12 protein-coding genes and 1 tRNA gene are annotated in these 13,489 nt (G+C 37.7%); 5 read left to right on the top strand and 8 right to left on the bottom strand.

From position 1 onward, the window contains the following. Nucleotides 1-58 precede the first annotated feature (58 nt). The 3 genes from KO505_RS12225 to KO505_RS12215 form a co-directional block, all read right to left on the bottom strand. A complete protein-coding gene (locus KO505_RS12225; protein ID WP_216055728.1) occupies nt 59-2,536 on the bottom strand; it encodes a glycogen/starch/alpha-glucan phosphorylase in 2,478 nt (825 codons plus the stop codon). Nucleotides 2,537-2,770: 234 nt separating this feature from the next. Beyond that, nucleotides 2,771-4,426, bottom strand: coding sequence for a phosphoglucomutase (alpha-D-glucose-1,6-bisphosphate-dependent) (pgm, locus tag KO505_RS12220; RefSeq protein WP_216055727.1), 1,656 nt, complete (start codon nt 4,424-4,426; stop codon nt 2,771-2,773). Nucleotides 4,427-4,449: 23 nt separating this feature from the next. Further along, a complete protein-coding gene (locus tag KO505_RS12215; protein ID WP_216055726.1) occupies nt 4,450-4,974 on the bottom strand; it encodes a replication initiation regulator SeqA in 525 nt (174 codons plus the stop codon). A gap of 190 nt (nt 4,975-5,164) precedes the next feature. On the opposite strand from KO505_RS12215, the gene KO505_RS12210 reads away from it, so the two are divergent. The 4 genes from KO505_RS12210 to fldA all read left to right on the top strand — a co-directional run bounded on the left by KO505_RS12210 (nt 5,165) and on the right by fldA (nt 7,095). Beyond that, complete coding sequence (locus KO505_RS12210; protein WP_216055725.1) at nt 5,165-5,929, top strand: alpha/beta fold hydrolase; 765 nt, start codon at nt 5,165-5,167, stop codon at nt 5,927-5,929. A 131-nt stretch (nt 5,930-6,060) separates the two neighbouring features. Next, nucleotides 6,061-6,282 (top strand): DUF2788 domain-containing protein, encoded by a 222-nt coding sequence (locus tag KO505_RS12205; RefSeq protein ID WP_216055724.1) that lies wholly within the window; start codon nt 6,061-6,063, stop codon nt 6,280-6,282. Continuing rightward, entirely contained in the window at nt 6,282-6,557 is a 276-nt protein-coding gene (gene ybfE / locus KO505_RS12200; RefSeq protein ID WP_216055723.1) for a LexA regulated protein, read from the top strand. Before KO505_RS12205 ends, ybfE begins: the two co-directional genes overlap by 1 nt. Before the next feature lie 13 nt (nt 6,558-6,570). Continuing rightward, the gene (gene fldA / locus KO505_RS12195; RefSeq protein WP_216055722.1) at nt 6,571-7,095 is read left to right on the top strand and encodes a flavodoxin FldA; all 525 of its coding nucleotides are present in this window, start codon (nt 6,571-6,573) and stop codon (nt 7,093-7,095) included. Between the two features lie 59 nt (nt 7,096-7,154). On the opposite strand, the gene KO505_RS12190 is transcribed toward fldA, so the two are convergent. The 4 genes from KO505_RS12190 to KO505_RS12175 form a co-directional block, all read right to left on the bottom strand. Next, on the bottom strand, nt 7,155-9,032 hold the full coding sequence (locus tag KO505_RS12190; protein ID WP_216055721.1) for a propionyl-CoA synthetase: 1,878 nt from the start codon (nt 9,030-9,032) through the stop codon (nt 7,155-7,157). Between the two features lie 95 nt (nt 9,033-9,127). Continuing rightward, the gene (locus tag KO505_RS12185; RefSeq protein ID WP_252731779.1) at nt 9,128-10,507 is read right to left on the bottom strand and encodes an SLC13 family permease; all 1,380 of its coding nucleotides are present in this window, start codon (nt 10,505-10,507) and stop codon (nt 9,128-9,130) included. 2 nt (nt 10,508-10,509) lie between these two features. Beyond that, on the bottom strand, nt 10,510-11,550 hold the full coding sequence (gene nagZ / locus KO505_RS12180; protein WP_216055720.1) for a beta-N-acetylhexosaminidase: 1,041 nt from the start codon (nt 11,548-11,550) through the stop codon (nt 10,510-10,512). Next, nucleotides 11,550-12,176 carry a TetR/AcrR family transcriptional regulator gene (locus tag KO505_RS12175; RefSeq protein WP_216055719.1) on the bottom strand — a complete coding sequence of 209 codons (627 nt, stop codon included), beginning with the start codon at nt 12,174-12,176 and terminating at the stop codon, nt 11,550-11,552. The genes nagZ and KO505_RS12175 overlap by 1 nt, the downstream gene beginning before the upstream one ends. A 189-nt stretch (nt 12,177-12,365) precedes the next feature. On the opposite strand from KO505_RS12175, the gene KO505_RS12170 reads away from it, so the two are divergent. Continuing rightward, nucleotides 12,366-12,442: transfer RNA gene (locus KO505_RS12170), tRNA-Val, on the top strand. Between the two features lie 443 nt (nt 12,443-12,885). Here KO505_RS12170 and KO505_RS12165 read toward each other — a convergent pair. Beyond that, entirely contained in the window at nt 12,886-13,449 is a 564-nt protein-coding gene (locus KO505_RS12165) for a hypothetical protein (RefSeq protein WP_216055718.1), read from the bottom strand. Between the last annotated feature and the right edge of the window lie 40 nt (nt 13,450-13,489).

Raw genomic sequence — 13,489 nt, 5'->3', positions numbered from 1 at the left:
CCATCATGGAGTTGATGGCTTATTTAATTTACAGTTTGTGTTTACAAAACCGTTAGAGTTACTTAACCGTGCACGATTTTAACTTCCATATACGGTCAACATAGTCTTGAATTGAGCGGTCTGAGTTAAATTTACCCATATAAGCGGTATTTAAAATTGCACTACGCGCCCACCCTTTTTTGTCTTTGTATTTAGCTTCGATTTCTTTTTGACCTTCTGAATAAGATTCAAAGTCAGCTAAACATAAATATGGATCACCACCATCTAAAAAGCTGTTTTTAATTGACGATAACTCACCAGGTTTACCCGGTGTGAAATAATCAGTATCAAACCAATCCAATACCGCTTTAATTTCTTCGTTACCGTAATAGTAATCCCAAGGGTTGTAACCTTGTTTCTTAAGCGCTTTAACTTCATCAACGGTTAATCCAAAGATCACAACGTTTTCTTCGCCCACTTCTTCAGCAATTTCGATGTTAGCGCCGTCCAGTGTTCCGATTGTAATTGCGCCGTTTAACGCCAACTTCATATTACCAGTACCTGATGCTTCTTTACCTGCCGTAGATATTTGCTCTGATACGTCGGCAGCTGGGATCATTTTCTCAGCTAACGACACACGGTAGTTAGGTAAAAATACAACTTTTAATTTACCACCAATGCGCTCGTCATTATTAACCTTATCCGCTACTTTATTGATTGCGTAGATGATGTCTTTTGCAAGTTTATAACCCGGCGCTGCTTTTGCACCAAAGATAAAGACTCGAGGTACCATATCCATTGTTGGGTTTTGCAATAAACGACGGTACAAGGCCATTATATGTAACAAGTTTAAATGTTGGCGTTTGTATTCGTGTAAACGTTTGATTTGAATATCAAAAATAGCACTTGGATCTACATCAACGTCGGTTAACTCTTTAATGACTTTAGTTAATGCCACTTTGTTTTCGTGTTTAATGTCCATGTATGCTTTTTGAAATTTAGCATCATCGGCTTTTTTGTCTAAATCTCTTAGAATTTCTTGGTTAGTTGGCCACTGATCGCCAACCGTTTTATCAATCAATTTAGATAATGCTGGATTACAGGCTTTTAACCATCTTCGTGGAGTAACACCATTTGTCACGTTAGTGAATTTATCTGTCCACAAGGCGTTAAATTCAGGGAAAAGGTCAGATTTAACTAAAGCTGAATGTACTTCAGCCACACCGTTAACTTTATTTGAACCAATTACTGATAAATTACCCATACGAACCATACGTTCGTGACCTTCTTCTATTATGGATAATTTAGATTTAATGGCGTTGTCACCTGGCCATTTAGCATCGACTTCGTTTTCTAAGAAACGACGGTTTATCTCATAAATAATCTCAAGATGACGAGGTAAAACTTTCTCAAATAAACGCACTGACCATTTTTCTAACGCTTCTGGTAATAACGTGTGGTTGGTATATGAGAAGGTTTCACGACAAATTTTCCATGCTTGATCCCAATCCATATCTGCGCGGTCAATTAAAATACGCATTAATTCTGGAATGGCTATAGCCGGATGTGTGTCGTTTAACTGTACCGCTACTTGAGCACTGAAATTGCTCCAATCATCAGCATGAGCACGTTTGTAACGACGGATAATGTCTTTTAATGAACACGCACAGAAAAAGTATTGTTGGATTAAACGTAACTCTTTACCGGCATCAGTTTCATCATTTGGGTATAACACTTTAGAAATGGTTTCTGATTCAACATTTTCTTTATGTGCATCATGATAACCACCAGAGTTAAATACATCCCAGTTAAAGAAGTTAGTTGCTCTACTTTCCCACAAACGTAATACGTTGACCGTTTTACCAGAATAGCCAACCACAGGTACATCCCAAGGAACCCCTTTAATGATTCGACCCGGATGCCATTCTTTAACGACTTTTCCTGCGTCATTAAATTTGGTTTCAACATAACCATAAACAGGTATATCTTGGATGCTTTCAGGACGGCAGATCTCAAATGGATTGCCGTATTCACGCCAACTATCTGGGCGTTCTATTTGGTGACCATCTTTAAATTCTTGACGGAACAAACCATGTTCGTAATGAATACCATAACCAATAGCTGGTAGTTCCATAGTCGCTAATGAGTCGATAAAACAAGCTGCAAGACGACCTAAACCGCCGTTACCCAAAGCCATGTCTTCTTCTTCATCCACTAACGTATTAATATCTATGTCTAATTCTGTTAATGCTTTTTTGGCGGTTTCAAATAAACCTAAATTATGTAAGTTATTCCCAGTTAAACGGCCCATTAAAAACTCTAGTGAAAAATAATGTACAGCTCGTGTATCTTTTTCAAAATGTGTTTTTTGGGTTTGGCTTAGACGGTCATATACAAATTCGTTTAACGCAGCAGATGTCGCATTCCACCAAGCCTTTTTGCTGGCTTTATTGATATCAGTACCAAAAGTACTGTTCAGGTGTTTTATAATCGACTCTTTAAATTGCTTTGGTGTTATTTTACCAATAGCCATTTCGGTTTCTTTAGCCTTAGTCATGATTTCACTCTTATATTAATTTAGCGTTATATTGTCCATATTATTCAGCCGTTCACTTTAAACTATCACCAGACTGTGACATTTATATTAACTAGGAAGGTTGATAATACAATGCTGTTGTTATTGAAGATATGACATAAGAATATAGGTAACATCAGCCTATACCAAGTGGATATAGGCTGTTTTTATGCTACATACGTTTGCAAAACGTTATATTTAGACAAGGATTGTCGTTTATAACCCTGCAGAAGTGAAAGCTTGAGAAACAATAGCTTGAGCTTCTTGTTCTATAGCGGCTAAATGCTGCTCACCTGAAAAGCTTTCCATATAGATCTTGTAGATATTTTCTGTACCAGAAGGTCTAGCGGCAAACCAACCGTTTTTAGTGACTACTTTTAAGCCACCAATTGATGCACCATTACCTGGCGCTTCAGTCAAAATGGCTTCAATTTTTTCACCGGCTAGTTCGGTAGAAGTTATATCCGAAGGTTCTAAATTACTTAATACTGACTTTTGTTCAGGGTTAGCTGGTGCGTCAATACGTTTATAAATGGGTTTGCCGTGTAACTCAGTTAGCTCATCATAATACTGTGATGGATTTTTACCTGTAACTGCAAGTATTTCCGCAGCTAATAAAGCCAAGATAATACCGTCTTTGTCTGTTGTCCAAACATCGCCAGACTTAGTTAAGAAGCTGGCACCAGCGCTTTCTTCACCACCAAACATTATATGATGATTGGTTAAGCCATCAACAAACCATTTAAAACCAACCGGAACTTCTAAAACTTGTTTGTTATTGGCAGCGGCTACCCTATCAATAAGTGATGTACTAACTAAAGTTTTACCAATTTTGAATGTTGGATCCCAGTCAGGTCTGTGTTTACTTAAATAATCAATACACACAGATAAATAATGATTTGGGTTCATTAAGCCGTGAGTATTAGTAACAATACCGTGTCGGTCATAATCAGGGTCGTTAGCAACCGCGATATCATAATCATCCTTTAAACCGATAAGGCTGGCCATGGCGCACTCCGATGAACAATCCATACGGATCTTCCCATCTTTGTCTAGCGTCATAAATCCAAAAGTAGGATCTAGATTGTCATTAACTAAAGTTAGGTCTATGCCATAGGTCTCTTTGATCACAGGCCAATAATCAATACCCGCTCCACCTAAAGGATCGACACCCAACTTAACCCCAGCATTTTTGATTGCTTCAAAATCAATAACTGAATTTAGACCTTCAACATATTGTTCAATGAAATTCTGCTCTTTCACATAACCTGTTTTCCAAGCTTGAGAAAAAGGATAAATTTGTACATCGGCTAAATCATCAATTAATAACTGATTTGCTCTATCCTGTATCCAATCGGTGATATCAGAATCTGCTGGTCCACCGTGTGGAGGATTGTATTTTATTCCGCCATCTTCAGGTGGGTTGTGGGACGGTGTGATAATAATACCGTCTGATAAAAAGGAAGGATGTGTTTTATTGTATTGAATTATTAAGTTAGAAATAACGGGTGTTGGGGTAAAACCACGTCCTGTTTGAACAATAGTTTCAACCTCATTCGCCACTAATACTTCTATTGCTGAATTAAACGCAGCCTCAGATAACGCATGAGTATCAAAGCCCAAAAATAACGGACCTTCATAATGTTTATCTTTACGATAATCACAAATAGCTTGTGTAACTGCCAAAATATGAGATTCATTAAATGTTGTTTTTAATGCACTACCTCTATGACCAGAAGTACCAAAAGCCACTTTCTGTTCTGGATATTTAACAATGTCAGGCTCATTTAAGTAATAGCTAGACATCAATCTTGGTACATTAATTAAATCTGATTTTTGAGCCGGTTTACCAGCATTGGGATGATTTGCCACGTTATCTTCCTTTAAATATTCTTTTAGATGAAGTCTCGTAATTTTTCAGCTTCTTCTTCACTATAACCAAGCGCCAAAGCTGCTCCGTTAATGATCAGTTTCTTTCTAGGTGTATTGTTGTTGGTTACAACCCAAAACGAACTATCTGGAATGATTTTTGGTTTTATACTGCTTCCGTGAGCTTCTAATTCTTCCGAACTGGTTGCAAAATAATCTCGTTCACGCCCTTTTACTTCTAACACTTTTTTAAAGTTTGTTGGATGTGCACGGTGTAATGCCGCTAACAAAAACAAAAATCGACCAACGGCACCTTTTTGTGTCGTGACTTCTTCTTGATTTATAAAGTTAAAAACTGAGCCTTCTTCAACTTCAGTTTTAACGTCTTGTTGTTTAACTGGTGGAGTATTTGCTTCAGCAATTTCAGGTGTAGGCGCATTGGCATCGCCCAATAATAAGCGTCTTAATATCTCAGAGGCACTTTCACCTATGTTCTGAGTTTGTGATGCTATGTAGTGATATAAGTCTTCTTCGATTTGAATGTTTTTCATAATTTGGATCTAAAAGTTTGAGAAAGTCAGATTGAAATAATGGTTAACAACGAATTGAAAACATCTAATACAATGCATTTTTGTATTAAAGTTCAATTGCATATTGTTAATCGCTATAAGAAAATACCTTACTTCTGGTCTAGATAGAATAATTAATTTAAATTTCTCTCCCTAAAAATTGGATATACACATGACAATCGCCCATCAAGTATTAGGTCAAGGCAAACCTTTGATCGTTATTCATGGTTTATTTGGCACTTCTGACAATCTAAAACAGATTGCTAAATCGTTATCAGACCAATATAAAATATACCTAATAGATGCCCCTGCTCATGGTGACTCTAGTACACCAGATCCTCTTACGTTAAACAATATGGCTAAGGCGGTACTTGAATTTGCTGATCAACAAGGTCTTACGCAATTTAGTTTATTGGGACATTCTTTAGGCGGAAAAATAGCAATGGAAATTGCACTGCTAGAAAATGCCAGAGTAGATAAATTAATAGTCGCGGATATTGCGCCTGTTCAATATGAAAGTCGTCATAATCATATCCTAGAAGGATTAAATTCCATTAACCTAGATACCTTAGAAAATCGTCAGCAAGCAAATGAAACGTTAAGCCAATTTATAGATGATGTTGGGGTCAGAGGGTTTTTATTGAAAAGCTTAACGCGGGCAGAAAAACCTCAATCAGGATGGAAATGGCGCTTTGATCTTAACGCCTTAGAGCTCAGTTATGAAAACTTAATCAAAGGCAACTCATTGTTAACCTACCCAGGGCCAACCCTATATATAATAGGCGGCAACTCCAATTATGTTCTGCCTGAACATAAAAATAAAATAGTAACGCGTTTCCAAAACACCAGTGTAAAAGTCATCCAAAATGCCGGACATTGGCTTCATGCGGAGAAACCTACGGCGTTTATAAAAATATGTCGAGATTTTTTAGCATAGTTGCTGAATTATATCGTTATATTTGCTACACTCCCGCGCCGTTTGGGTCAGATAACTTAAATCATGATCCAGATCAGGATAAAACTATTAGTTATTAAGTAAGATATATAAAAAATGGATAATGAGATTCTATGACGCCTGAACAATTTGAGATAGTTGAGATTATTGGCTTAAATTTATTTTTCGCCGGTATATTTTTCTTTATCGGTATGGCGATTAAAGATGTTCTAAATAAAGGTGAAGTGCCTTATTACGGAAAATTATTTGTTTGGTTAGTTTTATTTTTAGGGTGTTTTGGTTTTGTGGCTAAAGGCCTAATCCAAGTATATTGGCAGATGAATGGACTGGCATAATGGCAAAAGTAAGTGTAGATAGAGCCACTATCGATTTATTTGCAACAGAGAAACAACGTGGTAGACCAAAAAGCTCACCTTACAGTCGTGAGCAGCAAATGCGGATTAATAAAAAAAATCAGTTAACCCGCGATAAACAAAACGGTCTTAAACGAGTAGAGATTAAATTACACAGAGAAACTTATGATAAAGCCTCTGTGATCGCTGCAGAGCAAGGCATAAGCCGAAGTGAGCTTTTAGCAGAATTAATAAACAATTCATTAAAAAATTTATAAAAGGGTTAACCAAATGGCTAGTGTAGGCATTTATTTTGGTAGTGATACCGGAAACACTGAACATGTTGCAAAACTTATCCAAAAGCAATTAGGTAAAGGTTTAGTTGATGTTCATGACATAGCTAAAAGTACCAAAGAAGAAATTGCAGAATATGATTTATTATTATTCGGCATCCCGACTTGGTATTACGGTGAAGCTCAGTGTGATTGGGATGACTTTTTCCCAGAGCTTGAAGAAATAGACTTCGATGGCAAATTGGTCGCTATTTTTGGTTGTGGTGACCAAGAAGATTACGCTGAATATTTCTTAGATGCCATGGGCATGGTGCGTGATATCGTAGAAGCTAAAGGCGCAATCGTAATGGGTCAATGGTCTACAGACGGTTATGACTTTGTTGCTTCAAAAGGTTTAGCGGACGACAATCATTTTGTAGGTCTTGGAATTGATGAAGATAGACAACCTGAGTTAACGGAAACGCGTGTTAAACAATGGTGTGAACAAATCACTGAAGAAATGTGTTTAGCTGAATTAGCGTAAATCACAGATAGTTTAAAGGGCAGTACGTAACTGCCCTTTTTTGATCTTGTATGTTTACATTATGTTAGCACTCGAAAACTTATTTTAAGTTCGTCCAGTATACTCATATCATCAATCGTTGATGGTACTTGAACTTCCTCACCATCTATCATTTGTCGCATAACTTTCCTTAGTATTTTCCCAGATCGAGTCTTAGGTAACCTATCTATGGTTAGTACTTCTTTCAACGAAGCGATAGCGCCTATTTGGTCACGGATTAACTCTTTAAGCACTTTATGTACTTCCGTAGTTTGCTCACAGCCATTTTTCAAAACAATAAGTGCTAAAGGGACTTGCCCTTTTAATTTACACTTAATACCAACAACGGCACATTCCGCTACATCTTTATGGTTAGATATAACTTCTTCCATTTCACCCGTTGATAAACGATGTCCAGCCACATTAATGACGTCATCTGTTCGTCCCATAATGAAAAGATAGTCATCTTTATCAATATATCCCCCATCGCCAGTTACATAGTAACCAGGAAAACTATTCAAGTACCCTACTTTAAATCGTTCTGGGTCATTCCAGATTGTCGGTAAACAACCAGGTGGCAATGGGAGTTTTATTGCAATGTAACCTGATTCGCCCTTATTAACCGGTACGCCATCTGGGTCTAATATCTCAATTTGATATCCAGGTGTGGCGACACCCGCTGATCCTTCTTTAGGCTCCATTGTATCTAAACCCACTGGTATACCTGCTATAGGCCACCCCGTTTCGGTTTGCCACCAATGATCGATTACTGGAAGGTGCGTAATGTCTTTTAACCAATGGTATGTCGCTGGGTCTAATCGTTCACCCGCTAAGTAAAGACGTTTTAACGATGGTAAGTTGTATTTAGATAATTCATTTCCGTGAGGATCTTCTTTACGGATTGCCCTAAAAGCGGTTGGTGCGGAAAATAATACATTTACATTATATTCTTCACATACGCGCCAAAATGCACCAGCATCCGGAGTTTTAATTGGTTTACCTTCATATAAAACCGTGGCACAACCACTGATTAGAGGCCCATAAACAATGTACGAATGTCCAACTACCCATCCCACATCTGACGCAGCCCAAAATACGTCGCCAGGTTTTACTCCGTAATTAATATCCATCGAATATTTCATTGCAATGGCATGTCCGCCATTTTCCCTAACAACACCTTTAGGCTTACCTGTGGTGCCTGAGGTATATAGAATATAAAGTGGGTCCTTGCCCAGTACTGGAACCGGTTCATGTTCTGTTGCGTTAATCATGGCCTGTTGCCAGTCAATGTCCCGATTAGGAAGTAAATCTGCTTTGACTAAGTCTCTTTGATATACAATGCAGGTGTCTGGTTTATGTATCGCATCGTCAAATGCTTTGTCGATCATAGGCTTATAAGCAATTACCTTTTCAATTTCGACACCACAACTTGCTGCTACAACGACTTTTGGCGTTGCATCATCAATTCTTACCGCTAATTCGTGTGGTGCAAAACCACCAAACACCACGGAATGAATGGCACCAAGTCTTGCAGTAGCTAACATTGCAATAGCGGCCTGTGGGATCATTGGCATATAAATTAAGACTCTATCCCCTTTAGTAACACCTTGTTTTGCAAGTACGTCAGCAAATTTAGCCACTAAAACCGTTAACTCAGCATAACTGTATTTTTCTTTGGTATTGGTAACAGGTGAGTCATATATCAATGCCGTTTGTTCGCCGCGGCCCTGTTTAACATGATAATCAAGTGCAAGATACGATGTATTGAGTGAACCATCCGCGTACCAATGATAGAAATCATCTTGGTCTTGGCTAAGTATATTGGTTGGCGCTTGAAACCAATCAATTAACTTTGCCTGTTCTTGCCAGTATTGAGTTGGGTTGTTTTTAGCGCGTAGATATTCACTTTGGTAACTCATCAGGTATATCCTCAATCTTTATATGGATTTAACAATAAAGAAAAAAGCTGAATGGTTATATTAGACTTTTGGCTATAACGATATTTAAAGTGTTGTTAAATAAGTGCCCAACATACAGTGGACACGATAAAGCCACCAATAAAGTTAAGCATAATGCCGTTTTTTGCCATGTCTTTAATGGTGATCTGCCCAGAGGCAAACACAATAGAATTTGGTGCTGTAGCAACCGGTAAACAAAAGGCAAAACTACATGAAATCACCGCAGGGATCATTATTAACTCTAGTGGTAAACCTTTAGTTAATGCCACACTTGCTAGAATTGGCATAAATAAGGTTGCTGTTGCAGTATTTGATGTAACTTCAGTTAAAAAAGATAACGAAATTGTTAAGATTAATAACACCCAAAATATCGGTAAATCTAACGTAGAAGAAAGTAACTGACCAATTAACTCACTTAAACCTGACGCACTAAACCCTTTGGCAAGACAAATTCCCCCACTGAATAATAACAACATATCCCAAGGGATTGTTTTGGCTTTATCCCAGGTTAACAAAGGTACTTGTTGGTCACCTTTTACTGTGGCCATTAATACAACACCTAATAAAGCTATGGTGGCATCGCCAATTGACGAAATACCAATTAATTCTGACCAACCACCAAATGGGTTGTTTCTGGTGATCCACAACAAAGCGATTATTCCAAATATCGTTAACACTCGTTTTTCGCTTGTCGACCATTGAAACATTTGTGGCAACGTTATTTGTGTTGTTAGTTTAGTTCCTCTCGTTAGCCAATATGCCACTACAGGTATGGTAACAATTACCACAGGGACACCAATTTTCATCCACTGTACAAAGCCAAATTCATGCCCAGAAAAGTTATCATAAACAGAAGCAAATATTACATTTGGTGGCGTGCCTATTAAAGTACCAACACCACCAATAGAAGCTGAATAAGCCAAACCTAACAACAACGCAATAGTAAATTGTTTATCATTACTAGACATGCCTATTGCGGTAGCGACAGGTAACAACGCTAATACAGTTGCGGTATTTGATATCCACATTGATAAAAAGGCACTGGCAGTCATAAACGACAATACAATCCTAAACGAACTGGTTCCGCCTATAAACGCAATGATGTTAAACGCAATTCGTTTATGTACACCAGATGCTTCCAGCGCTTTAGCCATTAAAAATGCACCCATTAATAACACGATGACGTGATTGCCTAATGAAGAAGACGCTTCTTTATAATCAATTACACCAAACGCTGGTAATAACACAAAAGGTAATAATGATGTAAATGGAATTGGGATCGCCTCAGATATCCACCAGTACCCAACCCATATGGTAATCGCTAACGTGATAGAAATTTGTGAAGAATGTCCAAACCATAAAACGACAAAGTAAGCCACTACCGCTAAGGTAGGAGCAAGCCATAGGTGAATATTACGGTCTGGAGTTGCAGTCAAAATTACGCCGTATTCTTAGATTTGATTGTTTGGCTTATTTTAACGGCATTAAAATAACGTTGTGTATGAATTAACTCAGACGAATTTGGAAAAGACTTGGCCATTAAATCATGTACTTTAGAATCACCAAGTATGGTTTGTGGACTGAGTTCCTTTAGCACCTCTTGCACGGCTTGTTTATTATTACAAATAAGCACCATGTCACAACCTGCATTAATCGCTTTTAACACCCTTTGGGTATAGGTTAAGTGTTCACCTGCGCCAATCATGGATAAGTCATCACTAAATAATAAACCATTAAAACCAAGCTTAGATTTAAGTATGTCTTGTATCCACCTTGTGCTATATCCAACGGGGTTTTTATCCACTTGGCTAAACTCAATATGAGCTGGCATTAGAGCTTGTAGGTGATTGCTGGCGATCATGGCTTGAAAAACAGCTAAATCACTTTGTTCAATTTGTTGGAAACTTCTGGTGTCTTTTGGCGCAGCAATATGTGAGTCTTCTTTTGTTGAACCATGGCCAGGGAAATGTTTGCCAACACAAGCCATTCCCGCCTCAGTCATACCCTCACACCAACTTTGTGCTAATTGAATGGTTACCTGTGGGTCATGATGAAAGGCGCGATCACCTACAACGTCAGAACCTCGTTCTAAGTCTAAAACGGGTGCAAAAGATAAATCGATGCCATGCGCTAAACATTCACTTGCCAACAACCAAGCGAGTTCTTTTACTTGCTGCAGTACTTCTGCGTCTACTTTTGTTTGATCCGATGGCATGATACTTCCCATAGCTGGAATGTGGGTAAACTCATCGGTTTTAAAACGCTGAACTCGGCCGCCTTCGTTATCTACCGCTATTAGAATCGGCTGAGAAGCAGCGGCTCTAACGTTTTTTATTAATTGACGTAATTGTTCTGAGCTCTCAAAGTTACGACTAAACAGGATTAAGCCACCAATCAGTGGGTTTGCTAACATGTTTATTTCATCTTCAGCAAGTTCCGTCCCTTCTAAGTCCATCATGATACTAGCTTGATTGATCATTAGTTTATGAACCCTGCCGCTAAAAACGGTAATAACTCATCAACAATTTGTTCAGTATTCATTTGTTGATGGAAGTCTTTGCTGGAAATGTCTGATAACGCTTGAGATGCCGCTAAGGTAAAAACAGAAGTACCTAATATAAAATGCAGACGCCAAAATAAATCGGCAGGCGTTAATTCGGGTTTAGTCTTATGAAATGACTGCTGTATGTGTGTTAAAGCAGAACCATATTTGTCAGTTATAAAAACGCGTAAATGACCTTGATAATCCACATAACCTCTGCCCAACATTTGTAAAAAGAACACAGATCCATGTTTACTAATGTTTTCTAAATCGAGTAATGGCTTTTTAAAGCAGCTAAAGAGCTGGGTGATAGAATAATCTGGCTGTTTGTTATTAAGTTGATTTAATTCGTTTAACAATTGTGGAATAAACTGTGACAGATATCTGTCCATTACCGCCTGAATTAAATCTTTTTTAGAACCAAAATGATAATTAACTGAAGCCAAGTTAACGTTTGCTTTACTGGTTATTTGTCGCATAGAGGTTTCTGCGAATCCCGTTAAGGCAAATAATTGCTCAGCAGCATCCAATATTTTATCTTTGGTACTTCTTTTGTTGGTCATAAGATTAGGCTATCTGTTTTAAACGATAGTTTAGATTAATGAACATAACGACTAAATACAATTATCAATTCAAAAGGATTTATATAAGTGTACACTAATTATGCAAACAGTTTATTGAACCAAAAAACGTCTTGCTTTTTAATGGTCTGCTGTTTAGGATAGCCGCCGTCTTCAAGACATCTATATTATACAACCGTAGCTCAGTTGGTTAGAGCACTACCTTGACATGGTAGGGGTCGGTGGTTCGAATCCACTCGGTTGTACCAATCTCTTCAAGCACTTACATAAAAATTAACCCTTAAACACACTTCTTGCTCCAGTAAAATTTCACCATTCGTATTATTCTTTTCTATTTCGTTCACTTTCGAGTTATCTCGTATTGGAGCATTTTGTGGAGCAATATATGCGATTCAAAAAATCTGTCAAAAGCCCCGTGATTTAAAAGCTTAACTGTTCTTACAGTTTAGATGAAAAGTTTTAGACTTCATCTGACAGATAGTTATGATCAGAAAACCTGATTGCTACGTTAACTTATTATTGGACAGAAAGGAGTTACCTCGATGGTCTCTTCCGTGCCATTTCCGACCGTTCGTACAAGCTAGAATTGATAGTATAGACTTGTGGAATGACACGTTCAGTAATAACGCCTGAATAATGTGTGAACTAGTTTGGCAGTTTTGTTGCGGTGTTTGCAACTAAAAATGATAAACTAAAGTGAATCACCATTCATTCTCTTGTTAGCTGTATACTGCGCCTTTAAGTCATTGATTTTAATTACTGACTTGCCATTAACATCACTAATAACAGAAGGCGTTAAATGTTCAAAATGCTTAATGTGCCAGTCTTCGGTTAAAGCTCTCTCGTTATTTGAAAGCTTGTTAATACTATATAGATTGAACACCTCCCAACCATCTAATTGAGTATGGTGTATTGAAACGATTGAGTCTTCTTTATCAAATAATCTTACAACATATTCTTGAAAGGGTTTAAATGGTTGTCCGCACCACTCGCCTATAATCACATGTGCATCTATGACTTGCTCATCGAAGTTTCCATCTAAAACGCTTTCAACATAAAGCTTAACAAACTGTATACCACAAGCATTCGACTTTTCTAGTTTGAAGGGCTTTAATCTTGGATCTTCTTTGCCATCAAAGTTACGTTTCACTACTTCTTCTGAAAGTACCCTAGTAACCAAAATCAACCGATTGGCTTGAACTTCAGAAATAGAAAATAGACAAAGGAAAATAAATAAAATTGATTTAATGTGCAAAACTTCCCTATACAGCTAACAACTTAATATCGACCCAATG

Source organism: Psychrosphaera sp. F3M07, assembly GCF_018860345.1.
Taxonomy (GTDB): domain Bacteria; phylum Pseudomonadota; class Gammaproteobacteria; order Enterobacterales; family Alteromonadaceae; genus Psychrosphaera; species Psychrosphaera aquimarina.
Note: the sequence above shows the minus strand (reverse complement) of the source record. Positions and strands in the feature narration are given on the sequence as shown.